This window comes from Moorena sp. SIO3I8 (genome assembly GCF_010692325.1).
Lineage (GTDB): Bacteria > Cyanobacteriota > Cyanobacteriia > Cyanobacteriales > Coleofasciculaceae > Moorena.
This window is the reverse complement of sequence record NZ_JAAHHW010000102.1, coordinates 1-23,937: the sequence shown is the minus strand read 5'-3', so window position 1 is coordinate 23,937 and position 23,937 is coordinate 1. Positions and strand designations below refer to the sequence as shown.

Sequence of the window (23,937 nt, the reverse complement as noted above, 5' to 3'; positions counted from 1 at the left end):
ATCCCATCAACGACGAGCCAAGAGCCTATTTCGTTTGGGATTTGATTATCTGCGCTCAATTTTCACCAATCTTGACCACCAGTTCCCAGCTTTTCTTAACTCTCTCCATTTTTTGTCCTGTACTTAGCACTGGTCGAATGGTTTAGTAATAAGTAACTATATCCGAAAAAATATTTAAGTTATTAAATAAGAGGATATCTGAAAAGTTTTTTGATACTGAATTTTGCCCCCCTAGCCCCCCAAGTTTGGGGGGAACAAGAGTCAATTGGCTTCTAAAAGTCCCCCAAAATTGGGGGATTTAGGGGGCTTGGATGTAGCAAATGAGACTTCTCAGATAACCTCTAACAAATCTTGATGAAATTTATCTAAATTTTCTAAAGATATATACCTAGTATATCCTTGGATAAGTTCGATAATGATAATTAATAAAACCCTTGATCAAGGATGCCGTTGTCCTTGGAGTTGACGAAAGTCCTTCGGATACGAAACCTTGAAAAGGGTCGCATGGGTGATAGGTTACGCATAAAAGGGTTGATTATTTGTGATAAGGCGACCCTGTTATACGGTAACTTCAAATACTTTTTTGAGGGCTTGAATTAGGCTATTCATAGATAAACTTTTTTTGATTAAATAGCGTTAGCTTTTATTTTACACTCTCGGCGAGCGCTTTTTGTTTTGGTGATATCATTCGGTTTTTTATTCCGTTGCCCAAGCTTTTTGCGCTTAGAGAATTTAACGACTTTTTTCAGGTTAAAATACTTAATCAGACAAAAAAAGGGTGATTCCGTTACTCCAAGGCGGTTTCAAAACCTCAGAAAAAATTTTGACATCGACAATGAAACAGCCCTGCCTTACTAAGGGGGGTTAGGGGGGATTCCTGCTCCTCACAGGGGTAGGTTTTTTACATTTGGGTAAAACATGGGACTTAACCTCATCAGAGGAAAAGGAAAACAACGAAGAAGCGATGCAGTGGCCTCACGGGGGTTTCCCCCACTCGCTATTGCCGTGGTTTTCCCTACTCGCTATTGCATCAAGACAATGATGATTTTTAACGACAAACCCCACACCCGACACCTCACCCCACACCCGACACCTCACCCCACACCTCACCCCACACCTGAGGTCAAAGTTAAAAACCTACCCTTATGAGGATTCCTGCTCCCCCTGCTATACTCACCAGGAAGTAAGTTATTCAACCGGATTTGATAGTATTCTGTTTCTCTAGGAGCATTCAACGAATTGTTAAGAATACAGCCCAGTAAAAATAAAGGGTTTTACCGAGTTTTACAGAAGCAGATTATACCAAATACGGCTGGTAAATCTACCATTACCGATAACTAAGCTATGGATGATGGCAGCCATGAAAAATTAATTATCAGCCAGGGAAATAAAGATATGATCAAAGCGGAGTCGGTATTCAGCAAAGATTTTGCAAAATTTTTGTTCAAGATGTTTATTGATGAAAAATATTGGGCAACAATAAGGACATGGCTCGATTTGAACCAATAAAAGGCTATCTATACCTTGTTGACTGTTGAGTGTTGACTGTTAAACGTTAACTATTGACTGCCCCCGGGATCTTCATTTCTTAGTTAGATAGAGAGAATTATAAAGGGATAAATTCTGTCAAAATCCGAATATTTGCCGAAAATTAGGCTCCGCTGCTCTACTGCTCTGCCCCCCTCAGTCTAAATCGAAAATGAAACAGCTCTGCCGATCTTCGGGGGTAATGGGGGGAGCAACTGTTGACAGTCAACGGTTAAGACTCAACAGTGAAGCAAATTATACAGGTTACATCTTCATTGGTTAACACTCAGCAGTCAAGCAAACTATACAGGTTACATCTTCATTAACGTCTTATTAACACGAAAAACCAATGATTCGTTACCGACAAAAGAAAATTAGCATTTTATTTGGCAGTCTCTTAATTATTGGGGCATGGTGGTTACCTGCTCAAGCTAAACAGACCACTAATCCAGTCTTAGAGAAAGCCGTTACCACTGACGATCCAACTATTCCGATTGAGGAGCTAGAGCTAATGCTCAAGCCTTTGACTAAGGATGAGCTGGATGGTGAAGCTGAGGCGTGGATGTTCTTGCTTAAAACTAAAGTTAAAGAACTTAGCGATGCGGAAATTGCTGTAAAGCGCAAAAATCGAGAGCTTCAACAAACTAAAGAAGCTGTTGATGCCCTAGAAGATGCCAAAGATGCTCTTGAGGAAGCGACAGATACTAAGGAAAAAATAGAGACTAAGGGATCGGCTAAGGATCGTATTAAAGCTTTAAAAGCTGCTGAAGATGCACAGGAAGCTCTCGAAAAAGCTCAGGAGTCAGTAGAAGAAGCAGTCAAAGAAGAGGAAAAGACCAAGCAAGATAAAACCTTGCAAGGGGCGATTGATAAAGCAGTTGAAGGTACTGAAACGGAGAAAGATAAAGCCAAAACCTCAAACGAAGAAGTTGCTAAGGTTCAAGATAAGATTGGAACAATTAGCAACAAAATCGTTACTGATGAACAAGAGCAGAAAAAGACTGGACAGGGAATTGACCAAGCCAAGCAAGACCTAGAAGAAGCGGTCGAGGCGAAGACCGAAGTTAAAAAGCAAGTGCTGGTCAACATGACCACACTGCGGGAGCAACGCACTGCTTTAAGCGATCGCTTTGAGGTGGTACTGGAAGAGCTGGAAACTAAAGGCGGTGATGTTGAGTTGTACGACAAATACATCGATGCCATCAGTGGGATTAAGGTAGACGTCACTGACACTGAAGGAACCTGGATTACCATCGTCGGCTGGCTCCAGTCTAAAGAAGGAGGTCTGCGCTGGGCGAATAACATTGGCAAATTTTTAGGAATTGTCGCTGGCTTTAGCATCCTCTCCCTGATTTTAGGGACAGTGCTCGAGAAATCTTTGTGGATGTTCCCGAATATGTCAGCTATGCTGCGTCAGTTCGTGGTTAGGATAACCCGCCAAGGATTATTTTTGGTGGGTCTTCTTTTAGGGATCACTGCCCTAGAGGTCAGTATTGGTCCACTGATGGCCATGATTGGAGCTGCTGGTTTTGTGGTAGCATTTGCGTTCCAAAATACCCTCGGTAACTTTGCCAATGGGTTAATGATCTTGCTCTATAAACCTTTTGACGTGGGCGATATGATTGAAGTAGCTGGGGTAAAAGGTACGGTTAAGGATGTCAACTTAGTTTGCACCACCATCAAGACTTATGAAAATAAAATCATTATCGTGCCAAACAACTCAATCTGGGGTAACGTTATTGAGAATGAAACCAGTAGCCCCGTCCGCGCTATGTTCCTCACGGTAAGGATCAGCTATAGCAATAGTATTACTCAAGCGATCCAAGTTCTTAAGGATATTGCCAACTCTCATCCTTTAGTATTAGAAGACCCTGCACCTTGGATTGACACTGGGGAATTGGCTGAATATGCTGTTAATATTTGGTTTATGGCCTATACTAAGAAAGAGGATTACTGGACAGCCTATTGTGACATCAGCCGAATTATAAAAGAAAGATTTGAAGAAGAGGGGATTGTGATCCCACTGCCTCAGCAGGAAATATACATCAGCGAAGTTATGGCTCAGCAAGACCTTCCCCGAGCAGGAAGTCATGGCCAGATAGCAAATCCAAAGCCCCATAGCTCTTTCCCCAATGGTAAGACAGCTTGAATCTGTAGACTTTTCTGTAGAATGCCTACTTTCGTATAGCAGCGGTCCAAAATCTATCTAATTAACACAACTAATAGCCAATCCGGGTGCAATACTCCAGTTTAATTAGCTTTTCATTGCCCAGAGTTTTGTAGAGACCTAGCATGCTAGGTCTCTACATTTGTGTAGCCGCAACAATTGGCTGGTCAGGGCAAGGAGGAAATCCCAACAGAGGTAGTAAACCGTCAACCTTGGCCTTTCGGCCACACGTGCGCGTTCAACCGTCAACCGTCAACAATCCTGATTGTAAGAGCAAATAAATCTCAAGCTCGGGATCATTATATAGTAGTTGGAAATTCCTTAGAGTAGACCCAGCCAAGTCAACAAACCTTGACCAGTGAGCAACTCCAGTAACACGATACAAACTAAGGCAACCATGGCAAACCTGCCATTGATTTGCTCAGCATAGGGAGTCCAACCAAAAGCTGGTTCGGGTTGGTTAAAAGACTCCTGAGACGATTCACTAGAATTGGGTGTTTCAGAACTCATGACTGATCAGATCCTTCAGACTCCAAATTTTTTACCGATTCAATTAGCGATCGCACTTGTGATGTGCCTGCTGATGGAGAAAAGCTCAAGGGAAACTTACCTCTAACTAGCATTCGTAATCCCAGTGGTCCTAGGCTCGCCAAACCTTGGATATCTCGAAATGAGTTACCAACCACCTGCAAGCCAAACTTACGCTCATCAATCCAGCCTCCCTCTTTGACTAAATCAATTAGGACTTTGCGGTGGCGGATTGGACGACTATCATAGGTCTCAATGCCTTCAAGAATATCCTGTTTAATCTTACCGATTTGATCCATAGGAGCCACACCCATCGGGCAAACCGCATTACACATCATACAGCGGGTACAACCCCAGACTCCTTTTGTTCCTTCGTTATATTTCTCCAAACGATTTTCCGTGGTATTATCACGGGAATCTACCACCAGACGCTGTGCTTTAGCCAAGGCATGAGGACCGACAAAATCTCGATTAACTTCTTTGGCATTACACTCAGAATAACAGGCACCACACATGATACAATTACCTGCCTGAGCCAAATGCGATCGCTGTTCAGGACTCTGTAAAAATTCCCGTTCGGGAATCTTCCTAGCAGCAGTGCTGACGTAGGGATCAACAGCTTCTAAGTTATCCCAGAAGCTGCTCATCTCAACGACTAAATCCTTGATTATTGGCATATTACCCAGAGGTGCTATAGTAATCTCCGGGATTTTAGAGTCATCTGGCAGCTTTTGCTTGCCCAATTCATTGCCCACATTTTCCTTACAGGCCAAAGCCGAGCGACCATTGATTCGTATGCCACAGCTACCACAAATCGTGTTGCGACAATTTTTGCGAAAAGCTAAAGTACCATCAAGTTCCCACTTAATACGATTCAAGCATTCCAGAATCGTGTTTCCTTTCTGGACATCCAGCCTATAAGTCTGGAGTAGTGGCGCAGTGTTTTGAGTCTGTCGAATGATTTTAAAATCAACTTGCATAAAACTAAGCTGTTGAGTATTCCAACATATACAAGGATAATCGGTAAGGTTAAGGGATGATATGAGCAACAGGACTACTGTTGAGGTAAGTAGTTACTCTTGATAATTAGGCCATACTTGTTTGAGTAGTCCCTAGGGAAGCAATACCCCTCGCTAGTTGACTTCTGGTGTAAGAGTGCAATCCTATTGGTATGTTTCCTGGATTATTTTCATAGTTATCATCTTACTGCCCCTAAAGGCTTAGGCAGAGATTGTCTGATCTGTTATTATTGAAATACGTAAAGATTTAAACAAATGATCCAAAATATCTTGTCAACTGAGATAGATTTAACGATATATTTTTAATAGAGCCAAAGTTTGGCCATTAATGATCTTGACCACTCTGAAGTTTAAAGGATATCTCGTGAGATTATGCCAGAGATTTCAAGTACTCCCCTAACTGGTAAAGCATTACTTCAAAAAGTAAAAGAGCTATCACACTTGCCTCGCCGAGAGACAGCCAAGCGTTGCGGCTATTACACTATAACTAAAACAGACCAGACCCGCGTCAATTTAACAGATTTTTATGATGCGGTTTTAGGAGCCAAGGGTGTTCCCCTGGATCCAGAAGGCACAAAAGATGGTCGGGGGCGTGAACCGACTTATCGTGTGAGTGTCCATAAAAATGGTCAAATTGTTATTGGTTCAACCTACACTCATGCCATGGGATTAGAGCCTGGTGATGAGTTTGAAATTAAACTGGGCTACAAGCATATCCATCTTAAGCAGGTGGATGAAGAGCCTGAATCTGAAGAGGTATCTACTCACAAACCAAAGAAAGCCACCTCTTAGTGCGTGTTCCCTAGCGCTTTTTAAAAGCGCGGGGTCGCACCGTAAAGAAGTAATCCTTATTACAGAAAATCCTGCGAGTTTGAAACCCCCGTCTCTAAGCGAGCGGGGATGAAAAACGACCGTGTGGGGCGAGCCTTGAAGATTTTTTGGGCACGTGAGCTTGTAAGAATCTGTTACCGACGTTATGGGTAAAGCCCCCGTGATTTATCCGGGGGATATAACCTTGCTTGACGAATTTATGCGTCAATGGATATTTTTTTCTTCTGTTGTCGGTAATCCCTAAACTAGTGCTGTCCTATATAATAGGAAGTGAGACAACCAACTTGCCTGAATATAAATAGACGACGTAAAAACCTGTTAAAAGAATGATACGTGCACCTCGGTTTCGTCTAACGATCTGGGAGTCTATGAAACGAATAAGGTAGATATTGTATTAAAGTTGATTGTCTCCCATTCTAAACAAGGTACGGTGGGGTTTGAAGTTACCGTAAGTAGAGTGGAGCCTTTACAGGGGACTGGCTATGATAAAAAGGGTCAAAACTTATTAACTAAGGCTCCACTCTACTAAGGTTTCGTTTCCGGCACACCGGAACCTGGATCAATGATCCAAACGCTGGGTTTGAAGTTACCGTAAGAGAGGGTCACCTTATTAAAAAAGATTTAACCCTTTTATGCATAGCCTGCTGACTATAAAGGCGACCCTCTCTAAGGTTTCGTCTCCGGGGAGATTTGGCCTTATCTGTGCTTGGTGAAAACCTGTCATGGCAAGGGGAATCGTTGAGCCAAGAATCCCCGTCTCTGGGCGAGCGGGGAGTGTAAAAATAATTGTATCGGTACCATAAGGTACAAGGAAACTCCAGGGAAAGAACCTGAAAAAGCTTCCGCTAAGCGCACGCTGGGCGAAAAAGGACAGACCAACCTCTACTTGGAAAATGTCATTTTTTAAGCAAGTGGACTGGTTGATCTGCTGAAAAGCTGATGACCAAGAATCAAGCATATGCCTACGGTGAGGATGCCCCATAATAAGACAGTAGAAACAAAAATCTTCTTTCTACTACCTGAGGAGTTGATAAAGCAGGCTATTATTAACCAGCCCGATGTGCTCTGTGGTTAGGGAAGCAAGGCATAGGAAAACGGCAGCCGCTTATGGTAGTGTAGTTTAGACCTTATAGTCATTTGATAGTAATTTGCCAATCTCGCCAATGGCTATTCTTGATCAGGCAACTAATGGGTCGTTTGTGTCATTAATGACGTCAACTACTCTTGTCAAGGTAGGCACTTTTTTCCTAGCTTGGGCAGTTTTGTGGCTGCCCCTAGCTCTCCCTATAGCTATGGTTTTAAAGTGGCGTCCAAATAAGCCTTTAGCACCAGACCAAAAGTTACCACTACTCGCAGCACTTTACCTGATTGCTCCCCTAATTTTATGGGGAGCTTCTCAACTAGAGGGGGTGCCTTTCTCCGATTACGGATTGGAGTGGAAATTAAGCGTTTTAGGGTCTCTAGGATTGGGACTAGGAGTAGGTATTCTCAGCTTAATCATAGTATTTACTGGGCAATTATTACTAGGCTGGGTGAGGTGGAATTCTGAAAATTGGCAGCGTTTGGGACCGATATTACTGCCAGTGATGTTATTAGGGCTGTGGATTGGGCTTACAGAAGAGTTAGTCTTTCGTGGCTTCTTAGTCAATCAACTACAGCACGACTATTCTATCTGGGTAGGAGCAGCCATCTCTAGTGGGATTTTTGCCCTGTTACACCTAGTTTGGGAACAAAAAGATACTATCCCTCAGTTACCAGGATTATGGCTAATGGGAATGGTATTAGTCCTAGCCCGTTGGGTGGATGGAGGCAGTCTGGGTTTAGCATGGGGACTACATGCTGGTTGGATTTGGGGTTTAACTTGTTTGGACTCAGCTGAGTTAATTGCTTACACAGGCATTGGACCAATTTGGATAACGGGTTTGGGAGGAAAACCGTTAGCTGGGATAGTGGGTCTTCTTTGTTTATTGGAAGTTGGGGCTTTATTATTACTGATGTTGCCGGATCAGCTGATAAACATTCGATAAAAATTTCACCTGTTTTAAATTGGCTTGAAGCCTGTCAACAAACTCCTATATCCGGCAGGCTGTCTTAAAAGCTAATCACCAAAAAAAATACCGCCAGCTACAAGTTAAACTAGCGATTATCCTTAGGTGCCCTTGACCCATTAAGAATTAAATTCTTAATGGGTCAAGGGCACCTGTGGATTTACTTCATGTTTAATTTCGCGCCTTTCTTTTGGTGCGCGTTACCTTGGCGAGGGAACCTCGCCGGGGTGTTAATCAGAGAAATCGGTCAACCTTACATGGAAGAACCAACTCCCACATAGGCACCATAGAAGAAAAGACCAACCACTACGAGGACACCAGTACCAGCGATAGTGGCAACTATCCATAAAGGAATTCTTCCCCCTCCAGACACAGCTTATACCTCCAATTTTAAATCAAGTTTTTTTTCTTACATGTAGTTAACGATAGAAGGCTTAATAACTAGTAATTTCGTTGAAAAGCCTCCCTCGTGGCTTAGATTTTGCGCAACTCCTATCAGGAGTAATCTTTGCCGGACTTCTTCCTGCTTCCGCGAACGGCAATATTGTAAAGGCTTGTTGAGCTAGCAGCACTTTTCCCTTAACTTAACTACTAGTGACAGGGCTACGAAATAGCGTTCATTCGTAGGTGCCATAACCTAAACAACTTAGGAAAAATGTCTATCGCGGTGCATCTTAGCTAGGAAATTAGCGATTAACCGGAAATTACCAGGGAATTAACTAAGAGTCTTTTCCAGTTTACATCCGAGCCGTCTCCAAGATGGGGATTTAGGCGAATCTGTTAAATCAGTTAATTAAAGAAATAACTGGAAAACAGAATACCAAGCACAAAAATCAGTAATAGACCTAAGTAAAGAGACGTCCGATTGAGTTCAACCGGCTGTCTATTGGGATTGGAATTCCGCTCCATAATTGCTTCTCCTATCGTTGAATAAATTGCATGGCTGCGATCGCGCCTAAGAAAAAGACTGAAGGAACGGCTAGGGTATGAACCGCTAACCATCTAACCGTGAAAATCGGATACGAAACTGGTTGATTGGGATTACTGCTAGTCATGATTGTCTGCCTTTATCTAAAAAACCTTATGGAGCAAATTCTTCAACTTGCTGTTTAGCATTGTCGCGGTCGGAAACGATTGGTAGTTCCATCCGCTCTTGAGTAAAGTATTCATTAGGACGGGGTGTGCCAAACGCATCGTAAGCCAGACCAGTGCTCACAAAAAGCCAACCAGCGATAAATAGGGCTGGGATAGTAACACTGTGAATGACCCAGTAACGAACGCTGGTAATAATGTCACCAAACGGACGTTCTCCAGTTGTACCTGCCATCGTAGATTCCTCCTACCAACAACCGTTTAAAATTCCATAACTATAATAGTTCTAAGTGCCGTTTTTTTCTACATCTTCGATGTTGAAAGATAAAACGAAACTGACTGGCATCGATCATAGGGATTTCCAAGCCCTAAGCTTCCTGGCTAGGCAGCTCATACTTGAGTAAAATCCCTTTCTGACCAATGACAAACCCCTGTTCTGGTGTTACAAAGACTATTTTGTAAAAATTCGAGGGAACATCCCTAAGATCCCGGTCTTTTTGCCAGGTTTTTCCACCATCAAAGCTACAAAGCAAATTACCACTGCCACCTGCTACCCAAATTTCATTGGGTGTGCGATAGGCTAAGTCAAGTAATCCCAAGCTGTTGGAAAAATCTGGATAAATTGGTTCTTCCCACTCTTCTAGGTTTTCGGCAGTGCTAAATTGTACCTGACCACCCCGGGCCAAAATCCACAGACGACCATCGGGGGTAAACCCCATATTCTGGAGACGCTTGGAACTGTAACGATTATGCTGTAACCAAGCACTCTGACCTGGATCCCAAGTGGAGTAAAAGTTCCCTCTAGCAGACACAGCAACGTAACTACCATCTTCAGAGCGGGAAATATTACGGGTGACTCCTACCGCTTGTGCTACCTGAGCCTTCCAGGTTTTACCAGCATCCTTAGTCTGATAAATTGCGCCAACATCAGTGGTCATCTCTGCTGAGTTGGGTCCGAGAGCCAGGATTCTGTTGGGTGAACCTGGTAACTTTTCACTTAAGAGAATGCGAGACCAAGATTCACCCCCATCATTAGTATGAAGCATGATCGAGGGTTGACCAACAATCCACCCCTCATCACCAGCAAAGCTTACAGAGGAGAAGCGATAATTTTCATCTCCGAGATCCAAGCCTTTCTGTTGCCATGTATTACCCCCATCCTTAGTCTCAAAAATTGTGGCATAGCTACCCACAATCCATCCATGACTAAGATCCCCGGTAAAGCCAAGGTCTTGCATGGTCGCTTCTGTAGGTAAGGAAATAACCGCCCAAGGATTATAGCTTATGGATGAAGGAAATTTGCAGCTGACACAAATTAATGCCACCGCCAGTAATATTAAAATTTGTTTCAGCGTTTTCATCAAATATCTCATTATTTCCAGAACTTCTTGAGTATGGCAGCGTTCTCCGTAGGTTTTCAGACCCCACCAAGGGCGATGGCTTCTAGATCTAAGCTTTGGTGATGCCAGCAGTTGCTCACGTTCACGCATACAAGCCAACTGCACCTGATTTCAGTTCAAACCGTAAAGGCTCAGAAAAAACAAAAAGCCTAATCCTAAAGCGGCAAAAATTAAAAGGTTTTTTTGTGCTGGTGTCATGCGGTTAACACCGAAGCCATAGGTAAGATTCTCCTGAAATCCAGACGGGGCATTAACAGCACCAATATTAATAAACTGAATTTTCGGAGCGCTGCACACTGGACAGCGCCAATCATCTGGCAAATCCTTATATAATGTCCCTCCTGGAACATTGCGATTACTATCTCCCTTGGTCGGATCGTAAACATAGCCACAAGCACGGCATTCATAGCTGCTGGGTGCCTGTTCAGCTAGGGTTTGCTCTGGGGCTCGTTCAGTCATTCCTCTGTAAGCTTAAGCAGCAAATCTTAATAACTATGTTAAAAAATATTATCACACACTAAGTGTCAGATTTTCTTAACTTTCGATTTAAGCTCAGGAGTTTCTCCGAGATGCCTGACCCGATTTTTGATGAACCCTTGAAAGAGTAGGGTCTTCTAGGGAGAGGGAGTACAATCAACTACGAGCAACCTTGAAGTCTATGGTAGTCATTGGCTTTTGAGAACCAACCACTGACCCCTGAGGACCGTTCAAAAGGGCAGACCACCTATAATAAAGTTTGTAAAGAAGTACTAACGCCAGTTTTTACCTGGCACTGACCAATTGTGTTTGTTCTTAGCGGTTACGAGTATCTCTTAGGCTTCATACTAGCTTGCAGCTTAGTTCCCTTACTAGCCCTGTCGGCTTCCAAGCTTTTGCGACCTAGCCATCGGGAGCCAGAGCGGCGCACCACCTATGAATCTGGTATGGAACCAGTGGGGGGTGCTTGGATTCAGTTCAACATTCGTTACTATATGTTCGCCCTGGTGTTCGTGATTTTCGATGTTGAAACTGTATTCCTCTATCCCTGGGCTGTCGCCTTCAATCGCCTGGGATTACTGGCATTTGTGGAAGCCCTAATTTTTATTGCAATTCTTGTGGTTGCTCTGGTTTACGCTTGGCGCAAAGGAGCCTTGGAATGGTCATGAAATCTAATGTTACAAAAGATAGTGCTGCTATAGAACAGCAGCAAACAAACAAAATTCTTAACCCGATTGAGCGAACCCAAATCACTCAAGACCTATCGGAAAATGTAATCTTAACTACAGTAGACGACCTTTACAACTGGGCGCGGCTTTCCAGCCTCTGGCCGATGTTGTATGGTACCGCTTGTTGCTTCATTGAATTTGCGGCAATGATTGGGTCGCGGTTTGACTTTGACCGTTTTGGTTTGGTTCCTCGTTCTAGCCCCAGGCAAGCAGATTTAATTATCACAGCGGGTACCATAACCATGAAAATGGGACCAGCACTGGTTCGTCTTTATGAGCAGATGCCAGAGCCGAAGTACGTGATTGCCATGGGAGCTTGTACTATCACTGGCGGAATGTTTAGCGTTGATTCTCCAACAGCAGTCCGTGGTGTGGATAAATTGATTCCAGTGGATGTCTATATACCTGGGTGTCCCCCTCGTCCAGAAGCAATCATGGATGCTATTGTCAAGCTTCGCAAAAAGGTGGCTAACGAGTCGATTCAGGAGCGTGGTCAGCTCAAGCAAACCCACCGTTACTACAGCACCACTCACAACATGAAAGTGGTACCAGAGATTTTGACCGGTAAGTACCTGCAATCTGACGAGCGCTATACTCCCCCCAAAGAGTTGACCGAGGGGATGGGAATGGCAGTACCACCAGCACTCAAATCCTATCAAAAGCAGGAGGTAGAGCGTGGCTGAAGAGTCAAAACCCGTAGAGCAAACCACACAATCCTCTGAGATAGTTGAAGCGGGAAAAGTCTCGGGATGGCTCAAGGAAAACGGTTTTGAGCATGAGTTCATGGAGTTGGATCACCTAGGCGTTGAGGTACTCAAAGTTGAAGCAGATGTCTTGCTTCCCATTGCTACTGCTCTGTATGCCTATGGGTTTAACTACCTCCAATGTCAAGGAGGCTATGATTTTGGTCCTGGGGCAGACTTGGTGAGCTTTTACCACTTGATTAAAGTGAGTGATAATACTGATCAGCCTGAGGAAGTGCGTGTAAAAGTCTTCCTACCGCGAGATAATCCTAAGGTTCCCTCGGTGTACTGGATTTGGAAAGCTGCTGATTGGCAGGAGCGGGAAACCTACGATATGTTCGGTATAGTTTTTGAAGGGCACCCTAACCTGAAGCGGATTTTGATGCCAGAAGATTGGGTGGGTTGGCCTTTGCGGAAGGATTATATATCACCGGACTTCTACGAATTACAGGATGCTTATTGATTAGCTGTCCGGCAAAATTCATCCCACACCTAATGCTGCGCATTAGGTGTGGGATGAATTTTGCACAGAGTATGTATGGAATTGCTATAATATATCTACTGATAAACAAAGCCGTTCACGTAGCGTGGCCTACGGCCTTAAATGCTGGGCAAGTCAGCTATTTACAGCGCGAAAAAATTGAATTTTTGTATTGTTCCGGCTCAGAGACGAAACCTTAGGATAGTGGATCCTTTATGGTCAGCAGGCTATGCAGAAAAGGGTTACAACTTTATGATTAAGGCTCCACTATCCTTACGGTAACTTCATGCGTAGGGGCATCCCGGAGAGGAAACCTTAGAATAGGGCAGCCTTAATCATGGAAAGCGCGCCTCAAAGTTTTAACCCTTTACGCATAACCGACTAACCATAAAGGCTGCCCTATTCTTGCGGTAACTTCTGACCGTGTCGTTAATCAAGCAAGCCTACGTATCCGTTCGCGCAGCGTCGGCGAAAGTCGATACCGCTGGGTGTAGTTGGCAAGAAGCCTAAACTGACTCTTTGAGTTCAGTTTAGGAGTATGTCACTTATGGTTTTGTGATCGTTTCCTCCCTTAAGTATACCAAATAGTTGGAGATATTGCTAGACTATGTGACACTTTTTATAACTGTATACAAACCCTGATGCGATCGCAAACTCAACATCGCACTTTGCTCACTCCCTAAGAGGGCTGATTGGTTATAGTCAAATCAACTTACTTAGGATTCTCGATGACCTGATCAGCTTTTAGCTTCCAGGAAAAAAAGCCCCAAATCTGCAAGCGTGATCGACCACCCATGGCCTACCGCCAAGTGTGAGTGTGGGATAAATTTTGCACAAAGTCTTTCACACAAAACCGGCAAGATGCCTTATATTATATTGACTGACAAGCAAGGTCGAAAATGCTGCTTGTTGGTGAAATGCTTCACGTATTTGGATGCATCAGTTACCTTAAATCTTTGTCGTTGCTCGTAACTTTGCTCTAAATATCTTTCATTCTGATTACTTTTAAAATATAGCTTAGGCACAAAGATGGTGCCAGTTTGGACTAGATAAACAAAGAGCGCATTTTCCACCATGAAATAGCCCTGGTTAGATATACTTATGCATTGGTTAAATGAGCTAGGTTTTTATTTTTGTCTGATCAGGTACAAGAGCTGAGTATACTTAGATACTGCACCAAGTTAAAATTTTACCTGTAAAACTAGGGAACAGGGAACGTGGAACAGGTAAAAGTGATAATATTTGACTATTTAAGTACTGAAATTGATTGTTATCACTGCCGTTATTAAGTTTTTTGTAGTTGTGCAATATTTGATTATTATATAGTGTTTTGGTAATTCAATCAACACTATATAATTTGTAAAATCCCTTGTCAACAAGCACAATAAGCCATGGTTAATTAAGAAATATTACCGATTACCTAACAAGAGACAAGATTTGTTTACTCTAAATTGCTATCCGCGTCAGCATATAGTATATTAATCCTGGTGAATTAAATTAATGTACTGCTTGGATTTAAAAGATGGTTTATACACCAGACCAACCGCAACAAAGCTTAAGTACTCAAACAGCGCGTAATTTAGCGACGACGACTAAAACAGCGCCCCAAATGCGGGGGAAGACCCCACGTTTACTCCTCAAGCTTCTACCTTGGGTTGAGGTTTCAGGTGGTACTTACCGGGTGAACCGCCGAGATATCAGAGTTACAGAAGAGATGCCCACGAACGATGATGGGGAAAAGAACATTGAAATATTAAGTGGTCACGAAGGCGAACCCAGCGTCACCCAAACCTTTGTTGACTACGATGATGAACCTCGGGAGTATCCCCTGAGTATTGTCCAGACAATCTTGAAGGTTCATACCCGAGTCGGTGATCTCTACAGCAATGCCACGGATCAGGTGCGAGAGCAGTTGCGCATCACCGTTGAAGGATTGATGGAACGTAAGGAAAACGACATTATTAACCATGATGGTGATGGTGATCCCGACAAAGCCTATGGCTTAGTCCATGCCGCAGATCCATCTATGCGCATCTCCACTCGTACTGGGCCACCCACACCGGATGACTTTGATGAACTATTGACAAAGGTCTGGAAACAGCCAGCATTTTTCTTAGCCCACCCCCAAGCGATCGCTGCGTTTGGCCGAGAATGTACGCTTCGGGGTGTTCCCCCTGCAACCGTTCAACTATTTGGTTCTCCCTATATCACCTGGCGAGGGGTTCCGGTAGTTCCCAGTAATAAGTTGAAGGTAAACGAGGGCAAAACCAATATTCTGCTGATGCGAGTTGGCGAAGCCGCCCAAGGGGTGGTGGGTCTACACAAAACTGGCGTGTCTGGAGAACAAGTGCCGGGCGTGTCCGTGCGTTTAATGGGGATCAATGACCAGGCGATTGCCACTTACCTGATTACCACCTATTTTTCCGTAGCCTGCCTTGTGCCCGACGCCCTAGGCGTTCTGGAGAACGTAGATATTACGACCTACCATAATTATGACTGAACAACAAGGTTTAAATCTTTCCCCATCGCCTCAGAACAGTCAACCCCTTGAAAGCTCTTTCGGAGGGGATCTATCCGATCCCCAAATGTTAGATCAGATATTGAATCAGCTCTTTGCCCAGCTACCCGAACCGCTAACCTCACCAGAGGCAATAGCTGGCATGATACCACAAATGCTGACTGGACAGGGTTCAAGTCAACCTGTGGCGGCTGCTCAAGCTCAATCCAGCAGCCAGAGTCCCAAGCAACAAGAGACTCAACCCCAGCAGACCAATAGTGGGCAAAGTTCAGAGCAATTGCTCTGTGATGCCCAACAGCAGCTGTCCAGCCTACAGGGTCTAGGTCAAATAATAGACCCAATCATGTCTGAGGCTCAACAAATCATCTCTGGTTTGGGGAGTCTAGACCTATTGGGAGCTGAAGCTCAACAGCAGCTGTCCAGCGGGTCAACCCCAGACCAGATGGCTGGAACTAGTCAGCAATCTCCTGATCTCCAGGGAAAAACACCCACATCTGCCCCATTAACGCCAGTGCCTCAGGGGGATACCTCTGGCTCTGCCTTAATGCCTGAGATCTCCTCAGCACAAACCCCCAACTTGTCTCCGACTCAAACCAGTGAGGCAGCAACCAAAAGCACAACTGCACCCAGCACTGCTGCTACCGAAGCCAATCGGCAAGGGCGTCAAGTACCCAGTCAATCTCCAAGCAGTGGCAATGGCATCACAGGGATGGGGGATCTCAGCCTCAGCGAGTTCCTACCCGACTCAGCCGAATTACAGCGTCTGTTTGAGCAAGGCATGGCAGCCGTTGTGCCAACCGAACCTGCTCTTCCGGCTTCCCCTCAATCTGGCTCAGACCAGATGGGAGCAGCAGAATCTACCAGTACAGCATTGCAGAACCCTGAACAGGTAGGATCGGAGGTTGAACCAAAAGCTAAAACGGTGCTAAACCCTGAACAAGCTGGTGCAGTGGGCCAACAATCCTCTCCTGATATCCAGGGTAAAACAGCGGCTTCTTCCCAACCTGCGTCTTTATTTGATGAAAGTTCCCCCGATTATTACTTTTTGCCAAATCTGTCTCCAACCATCACCTCTGCTGCCTCTACGCTACCTGCTGGTGACCCATCCGGTAGCAACATGGTGGCTCCCGAACAACTCGGAGGGGCAATAGAAACCCAAAGCCGTGAGCTACAAGGTCAAGGGGAAGGGGAAATCCAAAACCTCAAACAACTTGGGGGACGGAGCACCAGCGAGGCTCTACCTCAGGTTGAGATGCTACCCGGTGCCGAGTTCCTGAGCATTTTAGAGGAAGGGGTTGGTCGCATTCCTCTGAGTGAAGCAGATCTGCATCAGTCTCTAACCGAACCTCCAGCAGCGGTGCCCCTGCCCCCTGGAAGCACACCTAAGTTTTACTTTTTGCCAGACTCAAAACCGGCGGAGTCAACTTCATCCAAGCCTTCCACTGAGCAACAAACCTCGCAACTGCCCCAGGATGGCTTTGATGTGGAAGCGGTACGGCGAGACTTCCCAATTCTGCACCAGCAGGTTCATGGCAAGCCACTGATCTGGATGGATAATGCGGCCACTAGTCAAAAACCCCAGAGCGTGATCGATACTCTATCCCAGTTCTACGAGCAGGATAATTCCAATGTACACCGAGGGGCTCATACCCTAGCGGCGCGCTCTACCAATGCCTACGAAGACGCTCGGGAGAAAATTCAACGGTTTCTGGGCGCAAGTTTAGCCAAGGAAATTGTCTTTGTACGGGGTACGACCGAAGGGATTAATCTGGTGGCGCAAACCTATGGTCGCAAGCATGTTAAAGCTGGGGATGAGATTTTGGTCACTACCTTAGAGCACCACTCTAACATTGTGCCCTGGCAGATGCTAGCCCAAGAGAAAGGAGCTGTGTTAAAGGTTGCTCCTATTAGTGATCAAGGGCAAATCCTACTGGAGGAATATCAAAAACTGCTCAGCGATCGCACCCGTATCGTTGCTCTGAGTCATGTTTCCAATGTCTTGGGAACGGTGCTGCCCATCAAAACCATGGCAGCTATGGCTCATCGCCATGGTGCTACGGTGGTGGTCGATGGGGCTCAATCGGTTCCCCATTTCCGAACCAATGTTCAAGACCTGGGGGCTGACTTTTATGTTTTCTCCGGTCACAAGCTCTTTGGCCCCACTGGCATTGGTGCTCTCTATGGCAAGGCAGCTTTACTCAAAGAGATGCCCCCCTGGCAAGGCGGTGGCAACATGATTGAGTCTGTTTCCTTTGAAAAAACCACCTTTAACGACATTCCAGCTAAATTTGAAGCAGGTACCGGCAACCTGGCAGCAGCTGTAGGTTTAGGGGCAGCCATTGACTATCTCAATCAAATTGGTTTTGAAGCGGCGGCTAAACATGAAGAAGCATTGATGGCCTATGCCACAGCGGCAATGGCAGCTATTCCAGGATTGCGCCAGATTGGTACAGCGCCGGATAAGGTCAGTACGTTGTCGTTTACCCTTAAGAATATTTCTTCAGAGGATATGGGGAAATTCTTGGATAGTGAAGGCATTGCCGTACGTGCTGGACATCATTGCGCCCAACCCACCCTGAAACGGTTTGGGTTGACTAGCACTGTGCGCCCATCCTTAGCCTTTTACAACACCTTTGGAGAAGTAGATAAGCTGATCGCAGCAATTAAAAAAGCAAAACACCAGTTATCTTAAGCTGTTGCGTATTTAACTTGTATGTTTCGGATGGGCATCTCGCCCATCCCACAAGAAACTGATGATTGTTGTTTATACAAATTAGATGCGTTGCGAGCTTAAAACTCAATATAAAAACCCTAATCGTTTAAGAGAACCCATCCCATGGTTTACACATCGGAGCAGCCACAACAGAGTTTAAGTGTTCGTGCAGCCAAGAAACTAGCCTGTACCACCAAATCCCCGCCGCAAATGCGGGCCATTTCACCACGCTGGTTGCTCCAGCTATTGCCTTGGGTTGAAGTATCAGGGGGGACTTACCGTGTCAACCGACGGGATGTCAGGATTTCAGAGGGTTTTGCCGCAAACGATGACGGAGAAAAGAACATTGACATCTTAAGTTGTCACGAAGGGGAACCCACCCTCACCCAAACCTTTGTTGACTACGACGATGATCCGCCGGAATATCCGTTAAGGGTGGCTCAAACGATTGTGCGGGTGCATACCCGGGTCAGTGACCTCTACAGCAATGCCAGAGATCAGTTGCAAGAGCAGTTGCGCTTGACTATTGAAGGGCTAAGGGAGCGCAAGGAATGGGAAATTGTCAACAACGATGGCAATGGTGATCCAGACCGAGCCTTTGGGTTACTCCACAGGGCGGATCCTTCCATGCGACTCTCAACGCGCACAGGCCCCCCTACCCCAGATGATTTTGATGAACTCCTGGCTAAGGTGTGGAAACAACCAGCCTTTTTCTTGGCTCACCCCAAGGCGATCGCCGCCTTTGGTCGGGAATGCACTCGTCGTGGGGTTCCCCCAGCCACAGTGAACTTGTTTGGATCGCCCTTTATCACCTGGCGTGGAGTTCCCATTATTGCCAGTAACAAACTTGCTGTGGACGCCAAAGGCAAATCCAATATTCTGCTGATGCGCGTGGGTGAAGCGCAGCAAGGAGTTGTAGGGCTACGTAAAACAGGTTTGATTGGCGAACATGAAGAGATTCCAGGTGTCTCTGTGCGGTTGATGGGCATTGACCAGAAAGCGATCGCCTCCTACCTCGTCACCCTTTACTTTTCCGCCGCCGTGCTGGTTCCCGATGCTTTGGGGGTACTAGAAAATGTAGATACTGGTCGCTATTATGATGAAGATGCAAATAGTAGGAAAAGACCCTCGGCATCTTCTGTGTCTTCCAATGTGTCATCCAAACAGGCCGTTCTCACGTTTGATGGTCAGGATGATTATATCGATTTGGGAAATCAGCCTGAATTTAAAATTGCCAAAGAGATCACCCTAGAAGCTTGGGTTTATTGTGAAGCCCAAGTTAGAGAGGCTGGTATTATTTCCAATGTTTTTGATACAGGTGCTGCTAAGAGTGGATACGGTCTCTTACTCAATGGGAAAAGCGGGATATTTTTTGCTTTGAAAACCTCATCTCAAAAAATTATTTATTTGAATAGTAAAAGCAATAGCCTTACATTAAATCAATGGCATCATATTGCTGGAACTTACGATGGTAAAGAAATGAAGGTCTATGTAGATGGAGTAGAAAAAGCAAATCGAGCTCTAGAATCTTCTGGTATTGATTACAAGCCCGAAAATGATTTAGCAATTGGCAGATATAACGATAACAATGAAACCCATCTTTTTAAGGGTAAGATTGCTGAAGTTAGGCTTTGGGGAGTGACTCGTACTCAGGCAGAAATCCAAAAGGATATATCCCGCCGTTTGATCGGGAATGAACCAGGACTAGAGGGATATTGGCCTTTGAACGAAGGGAGTGGCAATACCGTTTCTGATCGTACAAGTCATGGTAACAATGGCACAATTAATGGTGCAACTTGGGGGACTGCTGATGATTTACAGCTTTGAACAAAATCTGCAAAAGCAGAGCTAGTAGGGTGGGCAAGGACAGGTAAAATGTCTATCCCACAAGTAATCAAAGCTAGTAGGGTGGGCAAAATGAATATCTTTAAGGATTAGACTGATAAATCGCCCATTTTTGCCCACCTAAGCTGTTCGACATTTAACTTGCATGTTTTGGACGGGCGAGACGCCCATTCCACAAAGAACTAAGGACAGGCAAGATGCCCAATACTGCATTCTCAATTCTCAATTCTCAATTCTCAATTCTCAATTCCCAATTCTACATTCCTCAGGGTAATTGGCATAGTTTCCGGAGCAGGAATAACCCTACCAATCAAGGAGCTTTGTTTGTGGCCAAATGTTTTCAACTTCTTGATACATTCATCAACGTTTTCAGCTGGAATAGCAGCCAGGAGTCCACCAGAGGTTTGAGGGTCAAATAACAACTGGTATTTGGCTAAATCACCAACCTGGGTAGCATTATTGATGTAGATGGCTAGTCGTAAATTTTGAGGGTGTAGGGAACTGGTAATTCCTGCTTCCACGGTTTCTATGGCTCCTGGCAAAATCGGTATGGCATCTAAGTCTAATTCAACTCCCACTTGGGAGGCTTTTACCATATCTAAAAGGTGTCCGAACAGCCCAAATCCAGTAATGTCAGTGCAGGCTGTTGCGCCGGATTCAAGAAGGACTTGGGCAGCAGTTTGATTGGAGAGCAACATGGATTCAAGGGCCTGCTCAATCCAGCGACCTTTAGCTTGGTAGCGCATATCAGCTGCAAACAGTGTTCCTGTACCAATAGCTTTGGTTAGCATCAACACTTGCCCAGGTTTCATCCCACTTTTGCGCAAAAGTTGGTCGGGATTAACTAGCCCGTTGCAGGACAGACCAAAGGCTAATTCCGCGCCTTCAGTGGTGTGACCACCAATTAAGGGACTCTGACAGTCTTGGAGGATTTTATTGGCTCCCGACATCAATTGATAGAGGGTTTCCTCGATCTTTTCGTCTGTCCCGTAGGGAATGGTGACGATGGCTAAGGCACTTTGAGGGGTTGCTCCCATGGCAAAAATGTCACTCAAACAGTGATTGCTGGCAACTTGACCGAAGATATAGGGGTCATCGATCAAGCTACGAAAATAATCGACTGTCTGTACCAGCAGTTGACCGGCTGGCACTTGCAAAACAGCTGCGTCATCTGGGTCCCCCAATCCAATCATAATATCGGCTCCTCCCATGATCGGCAGCCGTTTGATCACCTTTTCTAGGATTGTACTACCCACCTTTGAACCACAGCCTGCACAGTGCATTTTGGGTTTGCTAATCGGTGATGGCAACAGGGAACTGGAGAGATTGTCTTCTTGTCTTTTGGACTCTTGATCTCCCCTACTGCTTGGTTCTTCCGCTTCCATTGACGGTAAATCGTCAAACTTATCCATGAATTTGCGGTCAATTTGGTCTTTCCATAGCCACAGCAGCGGTGAGCGCCACTCCAAAAATGACCAAGAAGCGATCGCTTGTTTGTCCCCCGTGCCAATTAAACTTAAATATCGAGCCTGGGGATGGTAAGGGAGCAGTTTTTGGCCTAAGACAATCCGTCGCAGGTTTTCAAATAATGGTTTTCCCTGACGAACAGCAAATACCCCAGCTTTAGGCCGCTGGTAGTTTTGCATGGTGGCAATATCTCCAGTAGCAAAGACATGGGGATGGGAAATCGACTGTAAGGTATCGGCAACGAGAATGAACCCGCGCTCATCAGTGGCTAGTCCTGAGGCTTTAATCCAACTGGGAGCCGAGGCTTGAGTCACCCAAAAGACATGGTGGCATTCAACTTTTAAGCCAGAGTCACAGATCACCTTGAGGGGTTGGGATTGATCGGCATCAGCAGATATTTGACTCACTTCTTCCCTTAAATGGATTCTAATTCCTCGTTGGAATAAAATTTTTTCTAAGTGACCCCGGACCCAACGATTGTGCTGGGGTAACAGTTGAGTACCTCGATGGAATAAATGAATTTGTAACTTCTCCGTCGGTTGACCAGCATCGGTTAAAATTTGATGCAATTTTGCTTGCATGTTCAGGGCCAGTTCTACTCCACCAGCTCCACCCCCAACAATACCCAAGGTGAGAGGGCCCATGGGATTGTGTTCCACCTGGGCAGCGATTTGCTCCCAGGCTGCCAAAAACAGGGGAACCGGTTTTGCAGGAATCGCATACTTAGCTGCACCAGGTGTTCCAACCCTTGCTGGCGTACTGCCAATATCAATGGATAAATAATCAAAGGCAACAGGGGGATGATTGGCACAAATTACTTTCTTTTCAGTTAACTCCAGACCAATCGCTTGGTCTAAATATAACTGGGCTTTGGAAAACACCGCCAGACGACGCAAGTCGATGTGAGCTTCATCGTAGGTGTAAAAACCGGCAACATGACCTGGTAGCATTCCCGAATAGGGGGTGTGGGCATTGTCGGTAATCAGGGTTATACGGACACCAGGCAGAGGTTTCATGGCAAACTTTTTGAGAGCGATCGCATGGCTGTGACCACCACCAACTAAGACTAAATCTGTGGTGATCGGTTGAGGAGCTGGCTGCATGAGACCCGTTGAAAAAATTGAAAAAGCTGTCTTCAGTTTATCTAATTTTGCTTCAATAAAACCCACATCCCAGACTTGACAGTGTCATAGGTAATAATCAGGCTTTATCTGTGGCTGATCAAACATCGATAGCGCCAAATTAACTATTTATAGGGAAAAAAAATCGCCAAGCTACACAGAATTATTAGCGTATTACTTTAATACTACAACTTGATCGGCGAAATCTGGGATAAAAAAAATTCAATTTTTACCTTAGCCAAAGTATAATCTTCACAGTTTGATGATCAAGGAAGAAAACAATGAACAAAAAAATCTTACTAGGTTTTCTTTTAGTCCTATTACTACCGGTTACTGCCTGTTCCCCTAGCTCCGATTCTACATCCTCGTCTGGAAATGGGGCTCAGGTTCAATCTTTTACCACTGGAGCAATCCCCGATCAAGATCCTGAAAAGTTACAGCGACTCTACGGCAAGCTTGCAGCTTACCTAGAAGCAGAATTAAAGGTTCCGGTAGAATACAAGCCTGTGATTGACTATGCAGCAGCGGTAACAGCTTTTCGGGTGGGGGACTTGGATCTGGTCTGGTTTGGTGGACTGACTGGGGTTCAAGCACGGTTACAGGTAGAAGAGGCTGAAGCGATCGCTCAACGGGATATTGATGCTGAATTTCACACCGTTTTTATCGCCAATAAAAGCAGCGGGCTCAAACCCATTAAGGATATTAAAGATTTAAAAGTTTTGAAAGGTCATACCTTAACTTTTGGCAGTGAGTCATCTACCTCTGGACGCTTGATGCCCCAGTATTTTCTCGAACAAGCAGGGGTAACCTTAGACGATTTTAAAGGTGAAGTTGGGTTTTCCAAATCCCACGATGCCACCATTCAATTGGTTGAGGCAGGGAGCTACAAGGTAGGAGCCTTGAACGAACAGGTCTGGAAGAGTCGCGTTGCAGCTGGGAATGTGGACTTAAAAAAAGTAGAGTTGATTTGGCGAACTCCAGCTTACTATGATTATCACTGGGTGATTAATCCTAAAGTCAAAGAACGCTACGGGGATGATTTTGTCGAGCGGGTTCAAGCCGCCTTGTTAAAGCTAGATCCTAATGTTCCCGAGCAAAAAGAAATGGGTGCATCCCGATTTTGCAGTGAGCATAAATACTCAAGTTCGGTTTTGAGCAATCAGAGCTAAGCTTTGAGAAGTTGACCTATAATCAGGTGAGTTCTGCGAATGGATGCTGACAAACATGCCCAA

General features: G+C 45.1%; 23 protein-coding genes and 1 pseudogene. 13 read left to right on the top strand and 11 right to left on the bottom strand.

Features of this window, described 5'->3' with window-relative positions; genetic code table 11:
- Nucleotides 1-918 precede the first annotated feature (918 nt).
- From F6K51_RS27625 to F6K51_RS27615, 3 genes are all read left to right on the top strand, one after another.
- Nucleotides 919-1,149, top strand: coding sequence for a hypothetical protein (locus F6K51_RS27625; protein WP_293026147.1), 231 nt, complete (start codon nt 919-921; stop codon nt 1,147-1,149).
- Nucleotides 1,150-1,344: 195 nt separating this feature from the next.
- On the top strand, nt 1,345-1,509 hold the full coding sequence (locus tag F6K51_RS27620; protein WP_293026145.1) for a hypothetical protein: 165 nt from the start codon (nt 1,345-1,347) through the stop codon (nt 1,507-1,509).
- Between the two features lie 367 nt (nt 1,510-1,876).
- On the top strand, nt 1,877-3,676 hold the full coding sequence (locus F6K51_RS27615; protein ID WP_293026143.1) for a mechanosensitive ion channel domain-containing protein: 1,800 nt from the start codon (nt 1,877-1,879) through the stop codon (nt 3,674-3,676).
- A gap of 339 nt (nt 3,677-4,015) precedes the next feature.
- Here the strand turns inward: F6K51_RS27615 and F6K51_RS27610 are convergent, their stop codons facing one another.
- Nucleotides 4,016-4,204 (bottom strand): chlorophyll a/b-binding protein, encoded by a 189-nt coding sequence (locus tag F6K51_RS27610; RefSeq protein ID WP_071103444.1) that lies wholly within the window; start codon nt 4,202-4,204, stop codon nt 4,016-4,018.
- The gene (locus F6K51_RS27605; RefSeq protein WP_293026139.1) at nt 4,201-5,202 is read right to left on the bottom strand and encodes a succinate dehydrogenase/fumarate reductase iron-sulfur subunit; all 1,002 of its coding nucleotides are present in this window, start codon (nt 5,200-5,202) and stop codon (nt 4,201-4,203) included. Before F6K51_RS27605 ends, F6K51_RS27610 begins: the two co-directional genes overlap by 4 nt.
- Nucleotides 5,203-5,613: 411 nt before the next feature.
- Between F6K51_RS27605 and F6K51_RS27600 the strand changes: the two genes are divergently transcribed.
- Nucleotides 5,614-6,033 (top strand): AbrB family transcriptional regulator, encoded by a 420-nt coding sequence (locus F6K51_RS27600; protein ID WP_293026137.1) that lies wholly within the window; start codon nt 5,614-5,616, stop codon nt 6,031-6,033.
- A gap of 649 nt (nt 6,034-6,682) precedes the next feature.
- Here the strand turns inward: F6K51_RS27600 and F6K51_RS27595 are convergent.
- On the bottom strand, nt 6,683-7,030 hold the full coding sequence (locus F6K51_RS27595; RefSeq protein WP_293026135.1) for a hypothetical protein: 348 nt from the start codon (nt 7,028-7,030) through the stop codon (nt 6,683-6,685).
- Between the two features lie 205 nt (nt 7,031-7,235).
- Between F6K51_RS27595 and F6K51_RS27590 the strand changes: the two genes are divergently transcribed.
- Entirely contained in the window at nt 7,236-8,099 is an 864-nt protein-coding gene (locus F6K51_RS27590) for a type II CAAX endopeptidase family protein (protein ID WP_293026133.1), read from the top strand.
- 274 nt (nt 8,100-8,373) lie between these two features.
- On the opposite strand, the gene F6K51_RS27585 is transcribed toward F6K51_RS27590, so the two are convergent.
- The 6 genes from F6K51_RS27585 to F6K51_RS27560 form a co-directional block, all read right to left on the bottom strand.
- The gene (locus tag F6K51_RS27585; protein ID WP_071986820.1) at nt 8,374-8,493 is read right to left on the bottom strand and encodes a photosystem II reaction center protein J; all 120 of its coding nucleotides are present in this window, start codon (nt 8,491-8,493) and stop codon (nt 8,374-8,376) included.
- Nucleotides 8,494-8,909: 416 nt separating this feature from the next.
- A complete protein-coding gene (locus tag F6K51_RS27580) occupies nt 8,910-9,029 on the bottom strand; it encodes a photosystem II reaction center protein L (RefSeq protein ID WP_071986819.1) in 120 nt (39 codons plus the stop codon).
- 11 nt (nt 9,030-9,040) lie between these two features.
- Nucleotides 9,041-9,175, bottom strand: a complete 135-nt coding sequence (psbF, locus tag F6K51_RS27575) for a cytochrome b559 subunit beta (RefSeq protein WP_075897540.1) — start codon at nt 9,173-9,175, stop codon at nt 9,041-9,043.
- Nucleotides 9,176-9,201: 26 nt separating this feature from the next.
- The gene (psbE, locus tag F6K51_RS27570) at nt 9,202-9,447 is read right to left on the bottom strand and encodes a cytochrome b559 subunit alpha (RefSeq protein WP_075897538.1); all 246 of its coding nucleotides are present in this window, start codon (nt 9,445-9,447) and stop codon (nt 9,202-9,204) included.
- Between the two features lie 133 nt (nt 9,448-9,580).
- Nucleotides 9,581-10,585: a photosynthesis system II assembly factor Ycf48 gene (locus F6K51_RS27565; protein WP_075905841.1), complete on the bottom strand. Its 1,005-nt coding sequence runs from the start codon at nt 10,583-10,585 to the stop codon at nt 9,581-9,583.
- 138 nt (nt 10,586-10,723) lie between these two features.
- Nucleotides 10,724-11,071, bottom strand: a complete 348-nt coding sequence (locus F6K51_RS27560) for a rubredoxin (RefSeq protein ID WP_293026129.1) — start codon at nt 11,069-11,071, stop codon at nt 10,724-10,726.
- Nucleotides 11,072-11,394: 323 nt separating this feature from the next.
- Here F6K51_RS27560 and ndhC point away from each other — a divergent pair, with 323 nt between their 5' ends.
- From ndhC to F6K51_RS27545, 3 genes are read left to right on the top strand one after another with little or no spacing between them, the layout of a single operon-like run.
- Nucleotides 11,395-11,757, top strand: coding sequence for a photosynthetic/respiratory NAD(P)H-quinone oxidoreductase subunit C (gene ndhC / locus F6K51_RS27555; RefSeq protein WP_070391734.1), 363 nt, complete (start codon nt 11,395-11,397; stop codon nt 11,755-11,757).
- Nucleotides 11,754-12,500, top strand: coding sequence for a photosynthetic/respiratory NAD(P)H-quinone oxidoreductase subunit K (ndhK, locus tag F6K51_RS27550; RefSeq protein ID WP_070391733.1), 747 nt, complete (start codon nt 11,754-11,756; stop codon nt 12,498-12,500). The genes ndhC and ndhK overlap by 4 nt, the downstream gene beginning before the upstream one ends.
- Nucleotides 12,493-13,023 (top strand): NAD(P)H-quinone oxidoreductase subunit J, encoded by a 531-nt coding sequence (locus F6K51_RS27545; RefSeq protein ID WP_293026125.1) that lies wholly within the window; start codon nt 12,493-12,495, stop codon nt 13,021-13,023. Before ndhK ends, F6K51_RS27545 begins: the two co-directional genes overlap by 8 nt.
- A gap of 884 nt (nt 13,024-13,907) precedes the next feature.
- Here F6K51_RS27545 and F6K51_RS38630 read toward each other — a convergent pair.
- Nucleotides 13,908-14,117 carry a M protein trans-acting positive regulator PRD domain-containing protein gene (locus F6K51_RS38630; protein ID WP_365940276.1) on the bottom strand — a complete coding sequence of 70 codons (210 nt, stop codon included), beginning with the start codon at nt 14,115-14,117 and terminating at the stop codon, nt 13,908-13,910.
- A 446-nt stretch (nt 14,118-14,563) separates the two neighbouring features.
- Between F6K51_RS38630 and F6K51_RS27540 the strand changes: the two genes are divergently transcribed.
- The 4 genes and pseudogenes from F6K51_RS27540 (at nt 14,564) to F6K51_RS27525 (ending at nt 20,099) form a co-directional block, all read left to right on the top strand.
- Complete coding sequence (locus F6K51_RS27540; RefSeq protein ID WP_293026123.1) at nt 14,564-15,541, top strand: family 2A encapsulin nanocompartment shell protein; 978 nt, start codon at nt 14,564-14,566, stop codon at nt 15,539-15,541.
- Between the two features lie 1,480 nt (nt 15,542-17,021).
- On the top strand, nt 17,022-18,251 hold the full coding sequence (locus tag F6K51_RS27535) for a cysteine desulfurase (RefSeq protein ID WP_293026151.1): 1,230 nt from the start codon (nt 17,022-17,024) through the stop codon (nt 18,249-18,251).
- Nucleotides 18,252-18,395: 144 nt separating this feature from the next.
- Nucleotides 18,396-19,370, top strand: a pseudogene (locus F6K51_RS27530) (family 2B encapsulin nanocompartment shell protein); the annotation flags it as partial.
- Nucleotides 19,371-19,412: 42 nt separating this feature from the next.
- Nucleotides 19,413-20,099: a LamG domain-containing protein gene (locus tag F6K51_RS27525; protein WP_293026149.1), complete on the top strand. Its 687-nt coding sequence runs from the start codon at nt 19,413-19,415 to the stop codon at nt 20,097-20,099.
- Between the two features lie 254 nt (nt 20,100-20,353).
- On the opposite strand, the gene selD is transcribed toward F6K51_RS27525, so the two are convergent.
- Entirely contained in the window at nt 20,354-22,687 is a 2,334-nt protein-coding gene (gene selD / locus F6K51_RS27520; RefSeq protein ID WP_293026121.1) for a selenide, water dikinase SelD, read from the bottom strand.
- A gap of 299 nt (nt 22,688-22,986) precedes the next feature.
- Here selD and F6K51_RS27515 point away from each other — a divergent pair, with 299 nt between their 5' ends.
- Entirely contained in the window at nt 22,987-23,874 is an 888-nt protein-coding gene (locus tag F6K51_RS27515) for a putative selenate ABC transporter substrate-binding protein (RefSeq protein WP_293026119.1), read from the top strand.
- Nucleotides 23,875-23,937 lie beyond the last annotated feature (63 nt).